Source organism: Paenibacillus pasadenensis (assembly GCF_023715725.1).
GTDB lineage: Bacteria > Bacillota > Bacilli > Paenibacillales > Paenibacillaceae > Paenibacillus_O > Paenibacillus_O pasadenensis_A.
This window is the reverse complement of record NZ_JAMBOT010000008.1, coordinates 145999-168953: the sequence shown is the minus strand read 5'-3', so window position 1 is coordinate 168953 and position 22955 is coordinate 145999. Positions and strand designations below refer to the sequence as shown.

Here is a 22955-nt window from a genome sequence, read left to right as displayed (position 1 = left end):
GCATAGCGCCTCGCGCTGGCGCTGCGGCGCTATGCGCGCCACGCGGGCGCAGCCGCTGCGCCGGAGGCGCGCGCGGAGCGCGTGCGCCGCGCAGCGCAGCGGGCGGCGCTGCTCGCCGCAGCTGCGGCGCTGCTGCGCAAGCTGGAGCGCCGGCACGGCGCGGCCGCAGGCGCAGCGGCATTGGCCGCAGCCGGCGGCGAAGCCGGGCGCGCGGAGGCGCTTGCGCCGCTGCTGGCGCCAGCCGCAGCGGAGCAGCTGCGGCGGCTCGCGGCCTGGGCCGAGGCCGCGCGCTACGCGGCTCCGACGGCATGGCGCGGGCCGGAGCCGGAGGCGCTCAAGGCCGCGGCAGCGGCGCTGTCTGCCCGGAGCGCAGCTCCAACTGCGGCGAGCGCCCCGGAGATAAAGCGGGGCTGAACAAGCCCAGCTTAACGGGCATAGCCGCGCATTCTCTGCCGACGCGACGCTGCCGAATCTCGTCCAATTGCCTTGGACGCGAACATGCTCCGCATAACGGGCATAGCCGCGCATTCTCTGCCAGCGCTGCCGATCCTGAGCCTTTTGCCCAGGACGGTAATCGCAGAACTTGATTATAATAAACTCCCGCTCGTACTCGATAGCTCTAGCTAGATTTAGCTTGCCGGATCCCGGTGAGCTTTTTGTACTGCCTCTCGTAAGGAGGCGCATAAAGAGACTAACGTTCGGCTAACGCAACTGAGCGGGCTTATTCAGCCGCAAACGAACCTTTTTTAACTCTAGCGCAACTGAGCGGCCTTATTGCCGACTTTTAACGTCGTAAACCACCCAAACATCGCAAATAACGCGTATGAGTTGCCTTAGATTTTTAAAAGTAGCAAAAACGGTGAAATAGCGCTTCTCAGTTGCGTTAGCGTGCCAGTAGTGACTAGGTTAGTCTAGATAAGTACTTTCGGCGGCAAAGTCACCAAAGACTGTGGCGGTGAAGCCAGTGACTAGGTTAGTCTCGACGAGTACTTTCGGCGGCGAATTCACGCAGCACTGTGGCGGTGGCGCCAGCCGTGAGGAGAAGGTAGCGGAAACAGTAACAAAGCAATTCCTGCATGACTGTGGCAGTCACGGCCATCCGTAGGAGGCATAAGCCGAATAGAGCTTACGAACCGATAACCGATCGCATGCGCGAGTTTGTCCCATCCCATCCCGTCCCATCCCGTCCCCCCGCTGCTGAACGTCGTACCATCCCGCTGCCAGCGTATTAGCAAAATTCCAGCAAAAAGGTACCTTTCCAAACGGCCCGATTTGCTTCCTTATGCCTGCTCTGTGCGAATTTTGTCAGAACCCCGCAGCAACTGCCGGATAAGCTGCCCGGAGCGCCTTGACTGGCTGGAAGCGGCTTGGATATAATATGTCCAATTGACTTAGGGAGGTACGGACTTGAATAAGCCAAATGAAATGATCGTCGTTCTCGATTTCGGGGGCCAGTACAACCAACTGATCGCTCGCCGCATTCGGGATCTTGGCGTGTACAGCGAGCTGCTGCCATATAATACGTCCGCCGCGAAAATCCGCGAGCTGGCGCCAAAGGGCATCGTGTTCTCGGGCGGCCCGGCAAGCGTGTACGAGGAGAATTCTCCGATTGTGGACCCGGAAATTTACGAGCTCGGCCTGCCGATTTTTGGCATCTGTTACGGCATGCAGCTGATGAGCCATCAGCTGAGCGGCAAAGTGCAGCGCGCCGGCAAGCGCGAGTACGGCCGCGCCGATGTGACGTTTACGGACGGAGCGGCGCTGGCGCTCGGCCTGCAAAACACGCAGACGGTATGGATGAGCCATACTGACCTTGTCGTTGAAATGCCGGAAGGCTTCCGCTTGGATGCGGGAACGGAGCATGCGCCGATCGCGGCCATGAGCCATCCGGAGAAAAAATTCTACGCGGTTCAGTTCCATCCTGAGGTTCGCCATTCCGTTTACGGCAACGACATGATCCGCAACTTCCTGTTCACGATTTGCGGCTGCGAAGGCAACTGGAGCATGGAATCGTTCATCGACGACGCCGTGCGCGACATTCGCGCCCAGGTTGGCGAAACCGGCCGCGTGCTTTGTGCGCTGTCCGGCGGCGTTGACTCTTCCGTTGTGGCTATGCTGGTGCATAAAGCAATCGGCGACCGTTTGACATGTATGTTCATCGACCACGGCCTGCTCCGCAAAGGCGAAGCGGAAGGCGTCATGGAGACGTTTGTCGGCAAGTTCGGCATTGAAGTTCTCAAAATTGATGCCAAAGAGCGCTTCATGAGCAAGCTCAAAGGCGTCGACGATCCAGAGAAAAAACGCAAAATCATCGGCAACGAATTTATTTACCTGTTCCAAGAGGAGTCGGAAAAGCTGGCCGATTTTGAATTCCTGGCGCAAGGAACCCTATATACGGATATCGTTGAAAGCGGCACAGCTACCGCGCAAACGATCAAGTCCCACCACAATGTGGGCGGTTTGCCGAAGGACATCAAGTTCAAGCTTGTTGAGCCGCTCAAAACGCTGTTTAAGGACGAGGTCCGCAAAGTCGGCTCCGAATGCGGCCTGCCGGACGCAATCGTTATGCGCCAGCCGTTCCCGGGTCCGGGTCTGGCTATCCGTGTGCTTGGCGAAGTAACGGAGGAAAAGCTTGAAATCGTTCGCGAATCCGATGCGATCCTGCGCGACGAAATCGCCAAAGCCGGTCTTGACCGCGAAATCTGGCAGTACTTTACGGCTCTGCCAGGCATGCGCAGCGTAGGCGTTATGGGCGACGCCCGCACCTACTCCTACACCGTCGGCATCCGCGCGGTTACTTCCATCGACGGCATGACCGCCGACTGGGCGCGCATTCCTTGGGATGTGCTGGAGAAAATCTCCGTGCGTATCGTCAATGAGGTCGACAACGTGAACCGGATCGTTTACGACGTTACGTCGAAGCCGCCAGCTACGATCGAGTGGGAATAAAAGAGTAAAAGCTTCAACCTCACAGCATTAACCGGAATCCTGGGCAGCCAGGGTTCCGGTCTTTGTTTTTTTTAGGGAGCTTTTCCTTGGATGACGCTTTCCCTTAGTACAGTTTTGGAGGGGCGAGGCATGAGGAGCGCCATACAGCTGCTGCAAGATCGCACGGTCAAACTCGTCTTAACCGAGCCCTGCAAAGGAGCAATTGAATTACAATGACCATGAACCCAACGATGTCCGCGCCGGAGCCGGAGGAGCGGATGCTCAGCTACCGCCTGCTTGTCCTGCTAGCGGTCATTATTACGGCAGGTATAAGCCAAGGACTGCTGCTGCCGCTGCTGGCGATTTTGCTGGAGCGGGCGGGAGTGCCGGATGATGTGAACGGCATCAATTCCATGGCGCTTTATATCGGCACTTTTTCGACGATGTTTTTTATCGAGCGTCCGGTGCGGCGCTTCGGCTTCCGGGCCGTCATTATAACCGGCATGATCATGATAACGGCGGCAACACTGCTCTTTCCGGTCACCGCCGGCTCGCTGGCCGCCTGGTTCGTGCTGCGGATTATTATCGGCATCGGCGATAGCGGGCTGCATTTTGCGACGCAGCTGTGGATGGTCAGCCGGGCGCCAGCAAGGCATCGGGGCAAATTTATCTCGCTCTACGGAATGTCGTACGGGGTCGGCTTCAGCATTGGGCCGCTCGGCATTAATTTGCTGCATTGGGGAGAGGCGGCCCCGTTTCTGATCAGCGCGGCTTTTTACGTCATCGTGTTTCTGTTTGCGCTGCGTCTTCCGAAGGATCGGCCGGAGCCGATTCAACGCGACCAGGAGATCAAGGGAGCGGCCAGATTCAAAATAGTGTATCGCCTCGCCTGGTACGCTCTCATCCCGACGATACTGTACGGTATCATGGAGGCTTCTATGAACAGCAGCTTCCCGCTTTACGGAGCAAAAATCGGCCTGGAGCGCGAGGCGATCAGCACGCTGCTGCCCGCGCTAGGCATTGGCGCTCTGCTGCTGCAAATTCCGCTTGGCACGCTAAGCGACCGCATCGGCAGATTGCCGGTGCTGATTGGCTGCGGGCTTGGCGGCGGCGTTCTGTTTGCTCTCATTCCGGCGGCTGGCACTAATGTGCTTACGATCGCGATTCTGTTCGCGCTCGCGGGCGGGCTTGTAGGCTCGTTTTTCTCGCTCGGCTTGGCTTATGCCGCGGATCTGCTGCCGCGCCATTTGCTGCCGGGGGCAAACGTGCTGGCATCGATTCATTTTTCCATCGGCAGCATCGCCGGTCCTGTCGTAGGCGGATTCGGCCTGCGTTATGGCGCGGCCGGAAGTCTGTTTTACATGCTGGGCGGAGCGTTTTTCGCATTTGCGCTCATCGGATTGGCTGTCCGAAGAAAATCGGAACAAAATGTGACTCAAACGATGTAATGTTCGGAAAATACTCCGTTTTTCAGCATATCAGGTTGACTTTTAATTAAAAAAATATAGAATAAGATACGTTCTGTTGAAAAATATAAATTAACTTTCGTATAATTCCGGGAATCGGCCCGGAAGTCTCTACTCGGTCACCGTAAATGGCCAGGCTACGAAGTTTCAGGGTTTACGCAGGTTTTTTCCAGCGCTGCCCGGCTCCAATATTTTCGTATCGGTTACCATTACCGAATTTGACGAAATACATGGAGTCCCGGCGCTGACTGAGCCGCGTTGACCCTGAAGCCCGAGAGAGAGACGTTTCGGCAGGCTGCGCTCAGCCGCCGGGAACCGTCCTCTCTTTTTTGTTTTTTGCCGGAACGATTCCAGCACTTCAATTCCAGGGGGTACAAACAGCATGGATCGCTTCTTCAAGCTCAAGGAAAACGGCACGACCGTCCGCACCGAGATTATGGCGGGCATTACGACATTCATGACGATGGCTTATATTTTGGCCGTCAATCCGAGCATTCTGTCGGCGTCCGGGCTCAGCTGGACCGCAGTATTTCTCGCAACCGCGCTTGCTGCGGGCATTTTCACCATCGTGATGGGATTGTTCGTCAATTTCCCTGTTGCGCTTGCGCCGGGGATGGGGCTCAACGCTTATTTTGCCGCAACGATTATCGCCTCCCAAAGCACGGACACGCCGATCTCACCGGCAATGGGGCTTACGGCCGTATTTATTTCCGGCATCATCTTCCTCATTCTGACGGTTACGCAAATCCGCCAAATGCTCATCACTGCTGTACCGGACAGCCTTAAACACGCGATTACGGTCGGCATCGGCCTGTTCATCGCGGCGCTCGGCCTGAAAAACAGCGGCATCATGTCCATTTCGCCGGAGACGATGGTCATCCATATGGGCGATCTGCATACTCCGTCCGTTTACCTGACCGTTATCGGACTGCTGCTTATCGCCGTATTGATGGTGCTGCGCGTGCCGGCCGCTTTCCTGTGGGGCATTCTCGGTACGACGGTTATCGCTTGGCTGACCGGAAATCTTGATGTCAAAGCCGCATTGACGGGTCAAACCTGGGTGCCTAACTTTGGCGAGCTGAACTTCTGGCATTTTGATTTTGCCGGCATTATGAATGTAGGCATCGTTACGGTCGTGCTTACGTTTACGTTTGTAGAGCTGTTTGACACGTTTGGCACATTGGTTGGCACCGCCAACCGCGCCGGTTTTATGAAGAACCCTGAAGAGGGCAAAAAGCGCGTCGGCAAAGCGATGTTCGTGGACGCGGTCGGCGTCAGCGGCGGCGCCATTCTCGGCACCAGTACGGTAACGGCTTTTGTGGAAAGCTCGTCCGGCATCGCGCAGGGCGGCCGTACTGGGCTTACGGCTATTACAACAGGCGTTTGTTTCCTGCTTGCGCTGTTCCTCGCTCCGCTGGTTGCGCTTATTCCGGGCTCGGCAACTGCTGCCGCACTGATCCTGGTCGGCCTGCTCATGATGCAATCGGTGAAAGATATCGATTTTAAGGATATGGTGTATGCCGTTCCTTCCTTCTTTATCATTGTTATGATGCCGTTCACGTTTAACATCGCTAACGGTATTTCCTTCGGCGTTGTATCGTATGTCGTGCTGGCTCTGATCGCCAATCTGGCGGGCAAAAGCGGCGCTGGCACCGGCAAAGGCAAATATGTTATTCATCCGCTGATGTGGATTCTAGCCGTGCTGATCGTACTGCGTTACCTTATGTTAGGCGCTGGGTAAACGCTCATCAAATCAATTCATCGTCAAAGCTGCGTTCAAGCCAACACTTGAACGCAGCTTTTTTAGTTTTGAAAATATGCGCCAAGACCGGATTTAACCTGTTTTTTCCCCAAGTAATCCATTTAATCATCTGAATTGTAATCCAAATCAATCATTCATGCGTTTAGCTGTTTAACTAGCGAATGATTCGGAAAGGAGGGACATGGATGAGCGACAGCAGCTTTAACCGGTGGAAAAGAACCGTCCTAGCGGGATTGTTTACGGCGGCGGCATTTGGCTTTCAGCTTGCCCATGCTCCTCCTGCAGCGGCTCTGCTCAAGGAAATTACGGAGCCGGTGCTGAATGCGGCCGAGAAAGCGGAGCTGAGTCTGCCGTCACTAAGCCTGGACACTCCGCTCGGAAGCATACAGACGCCTGAGGTAGAGGCGGATTTATCAAGCAAGGGCCAGCCAGAGTTGAGCGTATCTCCGGTGAACATCGATACTCCGGCTCTGCAAGTATCGACGCCTGAAATCAAGGCAGGGCAAGGAGAGGGATCGCTGCCGCTGCCGTCGGTTTCCTTATCTCAGGCAGAGATCGAATCGCCAGTATTGGATGTGAAAACGCCTGCTGTGAAAGCGGACGGCTTCCAGCTTGAAGCTGAAATTTCTCCGGCGTCGGTCAGCACGCCGATTGGTGCAGCAGGTACAGGCGAGCTCAACGTCAATGTGTCTCAGGGACAGGTTCAAATCGGGAACGTGCCGGTGCAATCGCCGCTGAATTCTGAGCCGATTCCGGAAGTCGAAGTACAGCTTCCGGCTCCGGCCGGACAAGCTGCTGCCTCGCCATTACCAACGGCAACGGAGAGGCAAGATGAGCAGCTCAGGCAGGAGCCGGCGCGGCCGCCCAAGCCGCAATCTGCAGAGCCTTCGCACGAAGGAAGACCAAGCGGCGGTTCTTCTCCGGCGCCACAGCAAATTCCGGCAGCGGTGCCGCCTTATTCCGGCCATATCGAAGAGGCTGAAGCTGCCGTGCCGCAAGCCAATCCGCCTTCTTCGGAAATCGGCTTTAGCGGTGCAGAGCAGGAAGCTCCTAGCCCTAAACCGCTCCCATTGCGCCGCCTTCCGGCAGCGGTTCCGAATGCTCCGTTTCCTGCCATGCCCGGTGGCCCGGCTTGGACGGGTCAAGCCGGGCCGGGCGGCGGACCGGCTCCTCCAGGCGGACCGGGGAGCGGCATGCAAGGATCGGGCTCCGGGCCCTCCCTTTATGCCATTATGCAAATGGAAGGCTACGGAATGCCCGGTATCAATCGTCCGGGCGTGAATATTTCGATGGAATATTTAATGGGGAACGACCAGTGGCGGGAGCCGCCGCCGGAGCAGCCTCCAATGACATCCTCTTTCTCTCAAAACGTTGCGATGCAGCTGTCATCCTAACCCAAAATGAGAAGGAGTGTATGTCAAATGAAAACGAATCAGATGGTAACGGTTAAAGCGGTTCAGCTTCCTAAATGGGTGAAATGGTCGGTTCTTTCCGCGAGTGTGGTGCTGGGAGCTCTCACTGCTGCCGGAGCGGCAAGCGCTGCGGAAGCCACAGAAACGTATGAGAGCCAGAGTTCATACAGCAGTCAATCTTCCTCGTCAGGGATGTTTGGCCTTAATCTGGATCTCGGGCTTAGCGGGAACAGCTCTGCCAGCAGCTGGACGAAATCCAGCTACGAGTCGGAGGAACGTGAAGGAAAAGACGAAGTCAAAGCCCATTCCAGCCGGACAGAGTCGGAGTCAAAGGCAGAGGGAGAAGGAAGCCTTGATCTGAACCTGAACGCAGAAGGCTCGTCTTCCTACAAGCAGTGGAGTCGCGATTCCGAAGGCTATTCTTACAGCAAAAACGATGATAACCGTGCTGAAGAGGTCAAATCCGAATCCGTTGCCGAATCGGCTGTCCGCAACGAGAGCAGCGGCCAGGTAGAGCTTGGGCTGAATCTCGATGTTGAGCTCGAAAGCGCTGCAAGCAGCGAAAGCCGGTATGCCGGGGAAAACAGCAGCCACTCCTACGGCTCCCAGTCCAGCTCTTGGAGCTCTGCCAAAGCCGGACTTGACGTCGATTTAGATTTGAAGCTGAGCGCGGACGGTCATTATTACGAAAAGAGCACGGAGCACAGCCGTTATTTGAAGTAAGAAAAAACTTGTGAACCGGATGAGCGCCAAAGGGAGGAAACTGAGCCAACTCAGTTTCCTCCCTTTTTTTCGATCAGGCATATCTTTTGGTTGTTCAAATACGCTGCCCATGGTTTTTGGGTCCTCAGTCGATTCCGCAGCCCGCTTCATTCCAATAGCTGTTCCACGAAAATCTGGTAGGAGGGGGCAACCGCTTTCCCGTGATATAATCTCCCTTCAAGCGAATAATTGTAGGAGAGTACTGCCGAACCAGAGGTTGAAGCTGCAATAAAATCTAACGGAATAAGACAGCTGAACTGGATTTGATAAACGCTTCCCGGATTTAGCAAACCTAGGGGAAGGCTTTGATCCGCGAGAACAGCCGGTTGGCCGTTTACCGTGAGCGTTTCGTTCAACAACAGAAGCCCCGGCGGGAGAAATCCGGTCAAAGTGCCCGCCGCCGCCTGGCTGCCGATAACGGAAAGTGTAATTGAAACGGCGACGGTTTCGCCCGCTTCGCTGACGGAAGGTGAAGCGGATGCGGAAATTCGATACTCAGCCGTCGTTATCACGGATACAGCAGGAGGTGATGCAATGTTAACTCTGTTGTCGCCGGTACTGAATATGACATTGGCAGAATTGCTTGCTTGAAGCGGTTGAGAAATGGATGACTCCGGAACAGTCAGAACCGAGGTACGGAAAAAAATCGTTACCGGATTATCTGTGGAAACGAGCCCAAGCGGAACGCCTTCGGACAAATCTTGATAGCCGGAAGAACTGCCGTTAATGAGCAAGCTGCCCGGCACGTATTGCAGTCCCGTCGGCACAGCATCTACTAAAATAGCTGAAAGCGGCTGTCCGGAAGGAACGGATGCTTGAATGGTGTAGGATACAATGTCTCCGGGGGAAACTTGAGCAGCGTCAACCTGTTTTGTCACCTGCGGCAAAGTGTTGACCACGATAAGCTGAAGCGTGTTGGATGGAACGGTATAGAGTCCCTGCTGGTTGACGGAATACTGTACGGTAGCCGAAATCGGCTGTCCGGAAGCTTCGGTGTCCGTGACCTGAACGGAGAGGGAAATGCCGACCTCAGCTCCTGGCGCAAGTGTGCCGACTGGAATTCCTGCTTCCAGGCTTATGACTGCGACGGAGATCCCGTTTACCGTCACGCTTCCGGGGATAAACTCTAGTCCTTGCGGCAAGGAAAAGAAGCTGACGATTGAATCCAGTGCCAACGAGGCTGACTCGTTAACGATGGCTAGCGAAAAACTGACCGTATTGCCGGGTACGACAAAGGAAGCGACTGTGCTAAGACTGGCTTCCGCCAATAACACAGGTACGATCAGGGAAGCCGGGGAGACATTTGCGGGAATGGCGTCCTCATACAATCCAACTCCCGTAGCCACCGTAAACAGATCGGCGTCCTGGGGCGGAGCCGAAACGATGACTTGATAAGTGAACCGGATCATCTGACCGGGAGCGAGCGTTCCTAAATCTACTCCTTGCTCAGGGTTAATTCCCGGCAGCGCCGTTCCTTCGACCGTAACACTATCTCCCACGAATTGGGATCCTTCCGGGATGGTGCTTGTAACCGTAAGCTGTGCATTCGCATTGCCTAAATTTGTAGCGGTCACAATATAAGTAAGCGTCTCGCCGGCCATTGCCGCTGATGCGCCTGTTTCCAGCTGCAAGCTTATTCTGGGATCAACTACGAATACCGAATTCGATGAGGACCCGGCCGGACCGCTGATTGCTCTTCCGCTAGGCAAAAAGGTGTCGTAAGTCCCTGTCACGGTATTGGTGACAAAGGCTGGGGAAGGAATGGTATTCACCCTTACCTGATACTGGATAAGGGTAAGCACACCCAGCTGGACATTTCCAACGGCAATTCCGAGGCCCGGGCGTGCTCCCGGAATGGTTTTTCCGTTTATCGTCACGGTATTTGCAATAAACGTAGCGCCGGGGTGCACGGGATCGATAAGCGACAGATTTGCCGTGGTAGTTCCATTATTCGTGACCCCTATCGAGTAGGTAATAATATCGCCGACGACGGTAAAGGATTTATCAGCCGTTTTTGTTATCAAATAGATCGGTACGAACACTCGCCGTACAATCGTGCCGGAGAGATTGCTCCCGTTTTGTCCTCCTGATGTGTAGGTGACCGAAGAAGTGTTAGCAATGTTTCCGCCCGGGGGCAAAGAAGTGATGGTCACGAAAAATGAAACCGTTACGGAAACTCCCGGCCCGATATCGGACAGCTGGATGCCGGCGCTGGGATCGGCCTCGGGACTGACCAGGCTGTCAATGACAACACTCCCTGGCACAAAAGAGGCGCCGGGCGGCACGGGGTCCGAAAACAAGACACTGGTCAGCGGCTCGGCGCCGTTGTTTGTAATGACGCTGGTAAAAATCATCGTGTCTCCAAGGGTCAGATCAGGGAGATTGGCTGATTTGGCAACCGTAACTGTCGCAAGTCCGATAGGGATGGATACCTGATTGGATACGACGGTCACGGTTTCTGTCAGGCCCTCGGGGATATAAGCTGCGCTTGATGTATTGTCCGCCGTTGGAGCGGGCAGGGAGGTTACCGAGGCTTGAAAAACAACCGTTTGAGCTGCTCCGGCAGCGATCGTTCCTAAGGAAACGCCGCTGATGATGGATGCCCCCGGCAGCGAATTTCCGTTTAAAATCACGCTCCCGGCGACGAAGGTAAGGCTTGGAGCCAGCGGATCGGAAACGACGACATTCGTCGCTCCGTCAGGTCCTCCATTTCTAACCATAATCGTGTACGTAATGGTGCCGCCTAGAACGGCGCTCGGCACATTGGCGCTTTTAATAAGAATTACGGGCAATGAAATCACCCCCTTTGATTGTCATTTTCTACTCAATATGTCCTTCTACTTGAATCGTGTATCTTGCTGCAAAAGATAATCCGCGATAAGTTCTGCCCTCAAGCATATATTGCCAGCTTAGCGCAGCAGTGCCAGTCAGCTCATCCCTGGCATAGTCCGATGCGATACGTCCAGCAAAGCGGATTCGGATGACGGACCCGGGCGCCAACAAACCAAGCGGCAGCAATCCGTCCTGAATGGATACGGACACCCCGTCAATCGTTAATGTATCCGGCAGCAGCAGCAATCCTTCGGGAACGAAGCCGGATAAGAAGGCCTCGGCAGATTGGCTGCCTACGGCTGAAACCGTGATGGTAATCCATACGGTTTCTCCCGGCTCGCTAACATAAACATCCGGCACCGCCGTTACCCGGAAAGCAGCAGTCGTTACGACTGTCAGCACTGGCGCTGTCTCAACGGTAATAACGGACCCTCCCTGTCCGGTGAAACGGACAGAGGCGGTATTGTTCACATATAACGGCTGCGAAATCGTCTGTCCCAGAATAGGCAGAACCTCTGCCCGGTAGAAGGCTGTCGTCGGGGAGCCGTCGTACACAAAGCCCAGCGGCACTCCTTCCGCCAGGTTTTGAGAGGGAGAGGGCTGGCCGTTAATAAGCAGGCTGTTCGGAACATACCGGAGCCCGGCAGGAAGCAAATCGGTCAGAAAGGCGTTTTGCGGCGGTCCCGGGGGAACGCTGGAGGTTACGACATAAGAGAGAATGTCGCCGGGCGACGCTTCCCGGGCGTCTACGGACTTGGCAACAACGGGCAGGACGGACGTAACTTGAATTGCGACGGGATTGGACGGCGACGTTTCTTCTTGTGACCCTGCAGAATATCGGACGAGAGCGACGGTTGGCAGTCCGGAGGCGGCGTTGCTGATTACGCGAACAGCGTAGGATACGCCGATTTCGGCTCCTGCTCCCAACAGTCCAATCGGAATTCCGGTTAGCGGGCTGGCATCGGGCAGGAATACGCCGTCCACATTAACGCTCCCCGGAATAAACTCCAATCCCGGGGGCAGGGAAAATGTAGCCGTCATGCCGCTCAGTCCTGTTGCCCCATTGTTATTAATGACAAGTACATACTCCACGATATCGCCTGGCGCTGTAATGGACGCGCTGGCGGACAGCCGCGCGGATAGCGCAGCCGCCCGCACCGGAATGCTCAGGGAGGCAGGTTCTGCATCCAGCGTTATGACACGGCCGCCAGGCGTGCGGAATATGGCTGTGCCAAATGCTTCATTGACGAGCTCCCCGCCGGGAACTGAAGCGCCGACAAGCACTTGATAGGAAAAAGAGGCACTCCTCCCCGGCTCAATCATGCCGAGGTAGATGCCTTGACTCGGGTCGGCGCCGGGCAGCGGAATGCCGCCGAGCATGACGCTGCCCGGAATAAATGCAGAGCCGGGCGGGAATGTGCTTCCCGCCGTCAGCTCGCCAGCCAAATTGCCGTCATTGAAGGCGGTCACCGTGTAAACGACGACTGAGCCTCCTGTTGTTTCGGTCACCGAAGCGGTCAGCTGCAGGCGGATCCGGGGTCCGGCGACAGATGTGGTCACGACATTGGAAACGGATGTGCCGCTGCCGGTTCCAATGTCGTACTGCACGACGGATTGATTGCTTAGGCTGTCATAAGGGGGAGCCATCAGGGGCTCACCGCCGTCACCGTTACTTGGAAGGTTACCGTGACAGAGTCACCTGCCGCGATGGTGCCGATGGCGACGCCTGTTGACGGGCTTGCGCCCGGTTGAGGCACGCCGTTAACCGTAACGCTGCCCGGCACAAAGGCGGTTCCGGCCGGAATAGGGTCAACCAGCAGCACATTATCAATTGGAGAAATGCCGTTGTTCGTTACAACGATGGTATACGTCAGCGTATCGCCGACAACGGCGTCAATGGACGATGCGCTTTTTACTACGCTCACATCAGGCGAGGAAACCTGGATAACCAGCGTATTGGAGAAAACGTCACCGGTAATCGTGCGTCCGTCCGGCGGGCTGAACGTGAACAAGGCCGATGCTTGGTTGCTTAGCTGCTGTGAGGGAGGCAGAGTGCTTACGTTTACTTGCAGCGAGACGGCAATGTTCAAGCTTGCTCCCGGCTGCAGCACTCCTGCGGGAATGCCGGCGTCGGGGTCGGCTCCCGGCTGAGGCACGCCGTTGATTTGCACGCTGTTCGGGACAAAAACAGCCCCTGCCGGAATCGCATCAAACACCGTCAGCGTCGCAGGAATATTGCCCGTATTGGTAGCGTTAAGGAAGTACGTGATGGTGTCTCCTACCGTCGCTTGAGTGCGGTCTGCCGATTTGACAAAGCTGATGATTGGCTGGTAGACCGGCGTAACGGCTGGATTCGATGTTGAGCTGCCGGATAGCGCGCCGGAGGTGAACACCGCAACCGCCGTATTGCTCAGGCTTTGAGAAGCTGGGAGGGCATTGACCTGCACGCTGAAGGTGACGGTTACGGAGTCGCCGGCTGCAATGGTGCCGATCGTAATCCCTGTAGCGGGATTTGCGCTTGGCTGCGAGACTCCGCCAACCGTAACGCTGCCCGCGACAAAGGAGGTGCCGGCCGGAATTGTATCCGAGACAATGACGTTGTTAACGGCTGCGATGCCGCTGTTCGTGACGACAATCGAATAGATAAGGGTATCTCCAACAACCGCATCAATGGCATTGACGGTTTTCACCACTTGAACGTTAGGCGACGAAACCGGGAACGTAAGCGTGTTGCTGACAACGGAGCCGTTCAGCGTGCGCCCGTCCGGCAGCGTGTAGGAGTAGGAGGCAAGCGCTTGGTTGGAAAGCTGCTGGTTGGCAGGCAGCGAGTTGATAATCACCGAAAACATGACCATAACAGGCGTTCCGTTTACGACGCCGACCGGAATTCCGGTAGCCGGGTCCGCACCGGGAACCGGTGCGCCGCCGACAATAACGCTGTTCGGGACAAAGGAGGTGCCGGCAGGAATGATGTCGGTTACGGTAACGGACGCGCCGTAATTCCCGGTATTGCTTAGTGTTACGGTGTAGACGACTGTATCTCCAACAATTGCATTGGAAGTATTAGCAGTTTTGAGAGCGGTGATAATTGGTTGATACACAGGCGTGACAACCGTATTGGAGAAGGTTGCGCCGGAAAAGGTGCCAGAGGTGAAGCTGGCGGATGCCGTATTCGACACCTGAGCGGGACTTGGAAGCGTATTGACCTGATAGGAGTACGTAATCGTGACCGACTGCCCGGGAGCAAGAGGAGGAACTGGCGCGCCGGCGGCGGGATTAGCGCCCGGAACGATAGAGCCGTCAACGGCAAAGGTTCCCGGCACATAAGAGGTGCCTTGAGGAAGCGGATCCGTCAGCACAATGTTAGTCAGCGTGGTCGCCCCGTTATTAGTCAGCACGACTGTATATGGAATGATGTCTCCGACAGTAGCGGCCGTCAGCGTAGTCGATAGAGTCATCGGCAGATTCGGTACGGAGACGGGAATCGGGAGCAGATTGGACGACAGGCTGCCCGTACGCGTGCCTCCGCTTGGCAGCGTGAAGCTGTACGCTACGCTGGCTTGATTGGACAATACCTGCGGCGTTGGCAGCGTTGCTATATTAATCGAAAAGGAAACCGGTACGGACGCGCCGGGTGCAATAACTCCGGCATTAATGCCAGTTGCCGGATTGGCCCCTGGCTGCGGAACTCCGCCGACAATGACGCTGTTGGGAATAAAAACGGCGCCTGCTGGAATCGGATCCGTAACGGTCGCTTCAGCCGGATAGTTACCGCTGTTTGTCAACGTAATCGTATAGCTGATCGTATCGCCGAGCGTAGCGCTTGCCGTGCTGCCCGTTTTCACCGCGTTAAGATTAGGCTGGTATATCCGCGTTGAGACAAGGTTGGACAGAACAGAGGCCGACAGCGCGCCGGAAGTAAACGTAACGGAAGCCTGATTGCCGACCGTACCGCCGTCGGGAACGCTGATAACCGTAACGCTGAAGGCGACTGTCGCCCCGGCGCCAGGAGCCAGAGTGCCTAATTGAATGCCGCTAGCCGGCGTTGTCGGAACAGGCGCGCCGTTCACCGTCGTGCTGCCCGCTACGAGCACGGTTCCGGCAGGAAGCGGGTCTGTCAGCAGCACATTATTGATTGGATCAATGCTGGAATTGGTGACGTTGATGCTATAGCTGATTGTGTCGCCAACGGAGGCGTCTGTTTGCGGAGAGGTTTTGGCTACGCTCACGTTAGGCGGCGATGCCGATACGCTGACCGAATTCGAGGTTGCTGATCGGGTAAGCGTCCGCCCGTCAGGCGGAGTGAACGTATATGTCGCCGAAGCCTGGTTGACATAAAATTGGGGGTTTGGCAGCGTGTCTGCAGAAAAGGAAAACATCACGGAGACGCTGGTGCCAGGCTGTACATTTCCAATATTCACGCCAGTTGTAGGATCGGCACCCGGCAATGGCAGCCCGCCGACAGAAACGCTGTTTGGCACGAACGACATGCCTGCGGGAAGAGTATCGATTAAGGTCACGTTGCCCGCCAAATTGCCGCTGTTCGTCACGACAACCGTGTAAGAGACTGTATTGCCAAGCGTAACGGCTGCTGTGCCTGAGGATTTGACCAACGTAATCTCCGGCTGCGTAATCGGCGTATCCGTAACGTTCGATGCGGAGGTGCCGGAGAAGGTGCCGGACGTAAAGCTGACGGTAGACTGGTTGTTAATCTGAGATGGGGTAGCCATCGTTACAATCACCTCGAATTGGACGGTAGCCGAAGCTCCCGGAGCCAGAGTGCCTAGCAGAATGCCGGATGCGGGCGATACGGCGGGAAGCGGGGTTCCCTGGACGATCACGCTGCCGGCCACGAAAGAAGTGTTTGGAGGCAAAATGTCCGAGAGCACGACATTGTTAATAGGCGCGATTCCGTTGTTTGTGACCACGACGGTGTAAATGAGCGTGTCTCCAACGACGGCGTCGATCTGATTGAAGGTCCCGACCAGGCTGACGTTAGGGGAGGATACCGGGATAACCAGCGTATTGGACGTAACGGAGCCCTGTACTTGCCTGCCCCCGGGCAGGGTGAAGGTAAACGTGCCGTTAGCGGTGTTGCTTGTCGATTGTGGAGACGGCAGCGACGTAACGGCAGCAACAAAAGTTACGATTACTTCGGCGCCTGGATTGATTAGCGGAAGGTTGAACCCGGTCTGGGGGTCCAGTCCGGGAGCTGGCGCTCCGTTAATGACGACGGAATTTTCCACAAAAGTCAGCCCGGCTGGCAGCGGATCGGATACGGTGAACAAGGCTGTGGCATTGCCGGAGTTGCGGATGCGGAGCGAGTACGTGAACGTATCGCCTACCGTCAAGGCCGAGGAGCTTGCCGACTTCTCGATGGAGAGTATAGGCTGCAGTACGTTTACCGTTGTTACTTCGGAAGCGGATGCCCCGGAGAAGGCCCCGGAGGTAAAGGCGGCTTTGGCCTGATTTTGGATAACGCCGCTTGCCGGCAGCGAGTTGACGGCTGCCTGAAATACGATGAATGCGCCGCCGCCCGCGGCGATCGTCCCGATGTTGATGCCGGTGTTAGGGTTCGCCCCGGCGGCGGGCGATCCGTTAATCGTCACGCTGCCCGTTTGAAAGGTCAGCTCTGGCGGCAGCGGATCGGATATGATCACGCCGGTTATGGAAGAGGCGCCGGTGTTTTGCACATTCAGCGTGTAGGTCAGCACATCCCCGACAGCGGCGTAGCTTTCATTCACGCTTTTGGCAATCGTTACGTTCGGCGACGAGGCCGGCAAAGAAACGGTGTTGGACTGCGCGCTTCCATTAAAGCTGCCGCCGCCCGGCAGCGTATAGGTAAAGCTTGCCGACGCTTGATTGGTCAGCGTTGGAGGCGAAGGCAGCGAGTTGAGCAGCAGCTGGAAGGTGACGGGTACGGAGCCTCCCGGAGCGACCGGGCCGACGGCGATCCCCGTTGCGGGATTGGCGCCCGGGACAGGAGTGCCGCCGACCGTAACGGTTCCCGGGACGAAGCTTGCCCCGGCTGGGATCGGATCGGTTACCGTAACGGTTGCGGCTATATTGCCTCCGTTGCTTGCCGTAACAGTGTAGTTGACGGTATCGCCTACGACCACGGAAGTGGCGCTTGCGGCTTTGGTTAGCGTAATGACCGGCTGAAAAACCGGCGTCAGTACCGTTCCGGATAACGCTTGCCCGGTTGAGGTGCCTGAGCTGTAGGAAGCCTTTGACTGGTTGGACAGCTGGCCGCCTGGAGGCACGGATACGGCCGTAACCTGGAACGTCACGGTTACGGAAGTGCCCGAGGCAATGGTTCCGACCGAAATTCCGGAGGCTGGCACTGCAGTTGGTCTGGAGACCCCTCCTACGACAACGCTGCCGCTTACAAAGGAAGAGCCGGCCGGAATCGGATCGGTAAGAATGACATTTGTGAGCGCAGTGCCGCCGCTGTTGGTAATAACGCTTGTGTAGGTCATCGTTTCGCCGACGGCCAAATTGGTCCGGCTGGCTGTTTTGGTCAAGCTGACGCTCGGCAGGCTGACCGGAATTGTAATGGTGTTGGATGCTGCCGACCCGGATAACGTCCGGCCGTCAGGCGGCTGATACGTATACGCAGCGGTTGCCTGGTCCGTGAGCTGCGGCGGCGAGGGGAGCGAAACGACGTTGACCTGAAACGTAACGGTGGCGCTGCCGCCTGCCGCAATGCTGCCGATGGAAACGCCCGCAGCAGGATTTGCTCCGGGTATGACCGTGCCGTTTACGCGGAAGCTTCCGGCAACATACTGGCTTCCCGACGGGATATTGTCCGTCAGCACCGTAGCGGCGGCAATGCTGCCGCTATTGGCAACATTAATGGTATAGGTGATCGTATCGCCGACCGTAGCTGCCGATGTGCTGGCCGATTTGGCAAGCGACAGCACGGGAGCGTACACCGGGGTAGATACAGTGTTGGACGGAATGACCGCCGTGATCGTGCTGCCTCCCGGGATACCCTGGAAGGTGAACGACGCGCTCGCCGTGTTGTTCGCCTGAGGCGGGCTTGGCAGAGAGGCAACGACGGCCCGGTAAGTCGTCGTTACGCTGCTGCCAAAGGCTACTGTGCCGATGGATACGCCGCTGCGGATGTCCGCCGTAGGCCTGACGACGCCCCCGACCGTGACGCTTCCGCTCACAAAGTTTAAAGATGCCGGCAGCGGATCGGTCAAAATGACGTTGGAAACGTTGGCCGTGCCGCTGTTTGTAATCGTCACGGTGTACGTAATGATGTCCCCGATGACGGAGCCTGGCACATTGGCGCTTTTGCTGACTGTTACGTTAGGAGAGTTGATGTTAATCTGAATGCCGTTGGCGTTCAGGATATAGGCGTCTCCGGATGTTGTCAGTGTAAGTACGGCGCTTGTCTGGCTGTTGACAAGCGTTGAGGAAATATCGACGTTCGTAATATCCCAGCCCTGCCGCCCGCCGGAAATATTCGAGCCTGGCGCTCCGTTGACCTGATTCCTTGTGCCGAAGGTGCCTGTTGTATCAAGCGCCCCGGAATCGCTATTGATTTGCGAGGCAAAAAAGTTGTTGGCAAAATTGTTCGTGCCGGATAATGCAATCTGGGTCGAGGCAGTCGGCCCGAACAAGGCCTGATCCCCGTTCCGGTTGGCATCCCCTTCCTGAGAGCTGAACAGCGCTCTCGCGCCAAGCGCCCCGGTAATCGGCGTTGCGAAGCCGGTTATGGTCGTTGCTGTTGAGCCGGATGTGCTGACCAGCACGGAGCCTACCCGCAGCGACATGTTGCGCAGCGGAAGGGAGGCGTTGCTGTAGATGACGGCGAGCGTCCAGCCGCAATGATTGATGGTGGAATCATTCGTTATGACGATTGTGCCAACGACCCCGCCTGTTGTGTAAGTGCCGGCTCCGGCCGCCTGAATAAGCGACGTGACGTTAGCTGAGCGGACGTAGGCAAGCGCGCCGGAAATGCTGATTCCGGTCTGCGCCGTGGCGCTGTCGGGAGTGATGGAATTTGTGCCGGCCGGTGTAATGAATGTAACGGGATTGTTGATGGCTGAAGTCAGATTGACATTGCCATTGACATAGGTCCCCGCCCAAATTAGCTCCGCGTACAGCACGGAGCTTCCAGCAGGAAGAACCAGAATGGCCGAAGAGCTGTTGGCCGTATACTGGTCCGTTGTGCCAAACGGATATGTGCCGTAGCGGACGGCGGTATTGGTCGTTACGAATGCGCCGATGCTGTCCTGCGTGCCGGGCACACCTGCGGTGTCGGAGCGGCTGAGGCCGAGCGTATTGCCCGTAAAAGTGATGGCGCCGGCCGCATTAAATGTTGCTCGAACGATTAAAGGAATTTGAATCACCGCCTTGCCGTAAAATAACAGCGGAAGGATAGCGCCGATCCCCCGCATTTCATTCAAGCTTAATTGTATGAAGCAGCTTGCTGATTTTTGACTTAATTTTACAAAGCATGGCCGACTGGTCGAGGAGCGGAAGATGCTGTCGCTTTTCCATTAAGCATTTGACACGTATAATAATAGGTGGGATTAACCGCAGTGTTTACCCGAATCTGAACTGCAAGGAGGGAAAGCGGATGGAACTTCAGCAAGCAATCCGGCAGAGACGGAGCATCGGAAAGGTGCTGGATCTGCCGGTGGAGAAGGAGAAAATCGAGCGGATTTTGGAGTCGGCGGTATGGGCTCCCAATCATCATCATACGGAGCCTTGGAAGTTTTTTGTGATGACGGGCGAAGGCAGACGGGTGCTCGGCAGCGCTTATGCCAATGCGGCGCTGGATGCGCTGGATGCGCTGGACGGTATGGAGGCTGAGGAGAAGGAGAAACGGCTTGCCCGTGAGGAAGCCAAGGCAATGCGCGCTCCTGTCGTAATTGCGGCTGCTTGCTCGCCATCGACGAATCCGCGCGTTATTCGCTCGGAAGAATTGGCTGCTGTCCACTGTGCGGTTCAGAACATGCTGCTAACCGCCTATGAGGAAGGACTTGGAGCGGTTTGGCGCAGCGGCGAGCCGATGCAGCATCCGGCTATGAAGTCGGCCTTTGGGCTGAAAAACGGCGAGGAGCTCGTCGGATTCATTTATATCGGGTATCCCGCTATGATTTCCCCGGAAGGCAAGCGAATCGCTGCAAAGGACAAAACGTTCTGGATTAGTTGAGCCAATTGTCGATGGAAAATCCGGGATGTTCGGATTTAGGCATTATTTCTCTTTTATATCTCTTAGTCCATGTCAGCAAAAGTGACATCATTTTCAACGGTGCAAGTATCGGATTAAGTTTATGGAAGCCAAACTGCCATGAGAGCAGTTTGGCTTTTCTTTTTTGCCGAAAATCGGTTTTGGTGGCTGGAAAGCTTACTATACCGCACTGTTAAAGGGATTTTGATGCTGCGAGAGCAGGTATCATTAAATGAAAGCGCTTAAAAATATTCAAGCCTCCCTCATTGTCCGCTCGTTTGAGAGAAGGATTTAACATGGAGGCGGCAGTAATGAAGCGATATCCAGTATTCCAGCAAAAGGCGAACTTTATGCTTTTAAATTAAATTAATGTTCGTGTTTTTGGGTTGACAGTCGCGGCTGACTTTGGGTACACTAGGGGAGCAAAGTTAATCGAGCTTGTTTGGCATGTTTTCAAGATGTCGAATCTTGTAGCAGAACAGGCGGAAGCTTTAACATGAGAAGATGAATTGAACCCTCGTATATATTCGGGAATCGGCCCGAACGTTTCTACCTGGCGACCGTAATCGCCGGACTACGGGATATGCGGCTTGGCGGCTTACGCCGCTGCCGCGATAGGCGGCGTTCGCCCGGACTGCAGCGTTTGATGCAGGCCCGCACCGCCGGTATCCCGCAGGCTTGGATGCTGCTAGAACGCTTCATGGTTTAAGGAGTGTTCGGCGGCCCGGCAGCGGGATTTTTTTGTGTATATGCGGCCGACAGGCGCAGCGTGCTTAATACCACTTAAAATGCAGCGAAGGCGGGATGAATGGGATGAGTGCAAGCGTAGGCGTCATCATGGGCAGCAAGTCGGATTGGGAAACGATGAAATTGGCTTGCGGCGTGTTGGACGAGCTGGGAATTGCCTACGAAAAGCGGGTCGTTTCGGCTCACCGGACGCCAGACCTCATGTTTGAATATGCCGAAACAGCCGCAGAGCGCGGCCTGAAGGTCATTATAGCCGGAGCCGGCGGAGCGGCTCATTTGCCCGGAATGGTAGCTGCAAAAACGCCGCTTCCGGTTATTGGCGTGCCTGTAAAGTCCTCTGCGCTGAGCGGGCTTGATTCGCTGCTCTCTATTGTACAGATGCCGGCAGGCATCCCGGTGGCGACGGTGGCAATCGGCGCAGCGGGCGGCACCAATGCCGGCCTGCTAGCCGCGCAAATGCTCGGCGCATTCGACCCGGAAGTCCAGGCTCGCGTGCAGGAGCGCCGCGAAGCGACCCGTCAGCAGGTGCTGGCCAGCGGGGAAGAGCTGTGAGCGCAGGGGGCGGCAAACAAGACGCGCTTGCGCGAAACGGAGCGGCTGTGAAACCCGATTCAGCCCGCACGATCGGGCCGGGAGCGACGGTTGGCATTCTTGGCGGCGGCCAGTTGGGACGCATGATGGCGCTCGCAGGCAGCGCGATGGGATATCGGTTTGTAGCGATGGACCCTGCTGCGGACGGACCGGCTGCACAGGTCGGCGGGAGCATCGAGGCTGCCTATGACGATCGGGATGCGGCGAGCCGTTTGGCCGGGCGCTGTGATGTAATCACCTACGAGTTCGAAAATGTGGATGCGGATGTCGCCGCGATGCTTATGGAGCAATCCTATGTGCCGCAGGGCAGCGACTTGCTGTACACGACGCAGCACCGGCTGCGCGAGAAGCGTGCGGTTGAGGCGGCGGGAGCGAAGGTTGCTCCGTACGCGGAAATCCGCAGCGAGCAGGAGCTGCGTGACGAGGTAAACCGTCTCGGCCTCCCGGCGGTGCTCAAGACGGCTACCGGAGGCTACGACGGCAAGGGCCAGTGGGTCATCCGCAGCGAGGAGGAAATCCCGGCCGCGTATGCGGAGCTTGCGAAGGCGGGCACGGAGCTGGTGCTGGAGCAGTTTATCCGTTTCAGCAAAGAGCTGTCCGTTATTGCCGCCCGCAGCTCGCACGGCGAGGTTCGCGTTTTTCCGCCGGCAGAGAACATCCATGTGGACAATATTCTTCATCTTTCAATCGTGCCTGCACGGGTTGAAGCGTCCGTGCTGGAAGAAGCGGAGCGGCTGGCGCTGCGGATCGTCGAGGGTCTTGGAGCGGTTGGCCTCGTCGCCGTGGAGCTGTTCCTGACGGAGGACGGCCAGCTGTATGTCAACGAGCTTGCGCCGCGCCCGCACAACAGCGGCCACTTCACGATGGAAGCTTGCCGGACCTCCCAGTTCGAGCAGCATGTGCGCGCCGTTTGCGGCCTGCCGCTCGGCAATCCGTCGCTGATGAGCCCGGTTGTCATGGTTAACGTGCTCGGACAGCATGTGGAGCCGGTTGTGCAGCGAATTACGGCTCCGGACAGCGAAGCGGCACGGCTGAGCGCCGTTCCCAAGCTGCATCTGTACGGCAAAGCCGAGGCCAAATACGGCCGCAAGATGGGCCATATTAACGTGCTGGCGCCGGATACGGACGCGGCGTTGGCCTGGATTGAGGGAACGGGAATATGGCAAGCGGAGAACGAAGCCTGATCTAGAGGCAGCGCATTATAATCAAACATGCAGGCTAAGCCTGCTTTCCAAATACATTTTACAATCTAAATAAAGGTGTGA

Annotated in this window: 11 protein-coding genes, 1 pseudogene and 2 riboswitches; of the genes and pseudogenes, 9 read left to right on the top strand and 3 right to left on the bottom strand. The window is 56.5% G+C overall.

The annotated features are described in order from the left end of the window. The 6 genes and pseudogenes from M3223_RS18230 to M3223_RS18205 form a co-directional block, all read left to right on the top strand. A pseudogene (locus M3223_RS18230) lies at nucleotides 1-587 on the top strand (hypothetical protein); the annotation flags it as partial. Nucleotides 588-1407: 820 nt separating this feature from the next. Then, a complete protein-coding gene (guaA, locus tag M3223_RS18225) occupies nucleotides 1408-2949 on the top strand; it encodes a glutamine-hydrolyzing GMP synthase (RefSeq protein WP_251564183.1) in 1542 nt (513 codons plus the stop codon). A 212-nt stretch (nucleotides 2950-3161) separates the two neighbouring features. After that, nucleotides 3162-4376: an MFS transporter gene (locus tag M3223_RS18220; RefSeq protein ID WP_353057715.1), complete on the top strand. Its 1215-nt coding sequence runs from the start codon at nucleotides 3162-3164 to the stop codon at nucleotides 4374-4376. Nucleotides 4377-4453: 77 nt separating this feature from the next. Beyond that, a riboswitch (purine riboswitch) is annotated at nucleotides 4454-4554 on the top strand. A 222-nt stretch (nucleotides 4555-4776) separates the two neighbouring features. Continuing rightward, nucleotides 4777-6135 (top strand): NCS2 family permease, encoded by a 1359-nt coding sequence (locus M3223_RS18215; RefSeq protein ID WP_251564181.1) that lies wholly within the window; start codon nucleotides 4777-4779, stop codon nucleotides 6133-6135. Nucleotides 6136-6341: 206 nt separating this feature from the next. Beyond that, nucleotides 6342-7550: a hypothetical protein gene (locus M3223_RS18210; RefSeq protein WP_251564179.1), complete on the top strand. Its 1209-nt coding sequence runs from the start codon at nucleotides 6342-6344 to the stop codon at nucleotides 7548-7550. 27 nt (nucleotides 7551-7577) lie between these two features. After that, nucleotides 7578-8291 (top strand): hypothetical protein, encoded by a 714-nt coding sequence (locus M3223_RS18205; protein WP_251564177.1) that lies wholly within the window; start codon nucleotides 7578-7580, stop codon nucleotides 8289-8291. A gap of 146 nt (nucleotides 8292-8437) precedes the next feature. Here M3223_RS18205 and M3223_RS18200 read toward each other — a convergent pair whose 3' ends face one another. From M3223_RS18200 to M3223_RS18190, 3 genes are read right to left on the bottom strand one after another with little or no spacing between them, the layout of a single operon-like run. Then, on the bottom strand, nucleotides 8438-11122 hold the full coding sequence (locus M3223_RS18200) for a hypothetical protein (RefSeq protein WP_251564175.1): 2685 nt from the start codon (nucleotides 11120-11122) through the stop codon (nucleotides 8438-8440). A 28-nt stretch (nucleotides 11123-11150) separates the two neighbouring features. Beyond that, nucleotides 11151-12809 carry a hypothetical protein gene (locus M3223_RS18195; RefSeq protein WP_251564173.1) on the bottom strand — a complete coding sequence of 553 codons (1659 nt, stop codon included), beginning with the start codon at nucleotides 12807-12809 and terminating at the stop codon, nucleotides 11151-11153. Continuing rightward, on the bottom strand, nucleotides 12809-19573 hold the full coding sequence (locus M3223_RS18190; RefSeq protein ID WP_251564171.1) for a DUF7507 domain-containing protein: 6765 nt from the start codon (nucleotides 19571-19573) through the stop codon (nucleotides 12809-12811). The genes M3223_RS18195 and M3223_RS18190 overlap by 1 nt, the downstream gene beginning before the upstream one ends. A 182-nt stretch (nucleotides 19574-19755) precedes the next feature. On the opposite strand from M3223_RS18190, the gene M3223_RS18185 reads away from it, so the two are divergent. The 3 genes from M3223_RS18185 (at nucleotide 19756) to purK (ending at nucleotide 22874) form a co-directional block, all read left to right on the top strand. Further along, entirely contained in the window at nucleotides 19756-20334 is a 579-nt protein-coding gene (locus M3223_RS18185) for a nitroreductase family protein (RefSeq protein ID WP_251564169.1), read from the top strand. Nucleotides 20335-20849: 515 nt separating this feature from the next. Then, a riboswitch (purine riboswitch) is annotated at nucleotides 20850-20949 on the top strand. A 216-nt stretch (nucleotides 20950-21165) separates the two neighbouring features. Then, nucleotides 21166-21651, top strand: coding sequence for a 5-(carboxyamino)imidazole ribonucleotide mutase (purE, locus tag M3223_RS18180; RefSeq protein ID WP_251564167.1), 486 nt, complete (start codon nucleotides 21166-21168; stop codon nucleotides 21649-21651). A gap of 47 nt (nucleotides 21652-21698) precedes the next feature. Further along, on the top strand, nucleotides 21699-22874 hold the full coding sequence (gene purK / locus M3223_RS18175) for a 5-(carboxyamino)imidazole ribonucleotide synthase (RefSeq protein ID WP_251564198.1): 1176 nt from the start codon (nucleotides 21699-21701) through the stop codon (nucleotides 22872-22874). Nucleotides 22875-22955 lie beyond the last annotated feature (81 nt).

Bases quoted from the DNA above. Each gene is read 5' to 3' on its own strand.
- M3223_RS18220 (WP_353057715.1), top strand. From the start codon at position 3,162: ATGACCATGAACCCAACGATGTCCGCGCCGGAGCCGGAGGAGCGGATG.
- M3223_RS18215 (WP_251564181.1), top strand. From the start codon at position 4,777: ATGGATCGCTTCTTCAAGCTCAAGGAAAACGGCACGACCGTCCGCACC.
- M3223_RS18210 (WP_251564179.1), top strand. From the start codon at position 6,342: ATGAGCGACAGCAGCTTTAACCGGTGGAAAAGAACCGTCCTAGCGGGA.
- M3223_RS18205 (WP_251564177.1), top strand. From the start codon at position 7,578: ATGAAAACGAATCAGATGGTAACGGTTAAAGCGGTTCAGCTTCCTAAA.
- M3223_RS18195 (WP_251564173.1), bottom strand. From the start codon at position 12,809: ATGGCTCCCCCTTATGACAGCCTAAGCAATCAATCCGTCGTGCAGTAC.
- M3223_RS18190 (WP_251564171.1), bottom strand. From the start codon at position 19,573: ATGCGGGGGATCGGCGCTATCCTTCCGCTGTTATTTTACGGCAAGGCG.
- M3223_RS18185 (WP_251564169.1), top strand. From the start codon at position 19,756: ATGGAACTTCAGCAAGCAATCCGGCAGAGACGGAGCATCGGAAAGGTG.
- purE (WP_251564167.1), top strand. From the start codon at position 21,166: ATGAGTGCAAGCGTAGGCGTCATCATGGGCAGCAAGTCGGATTGGGAA.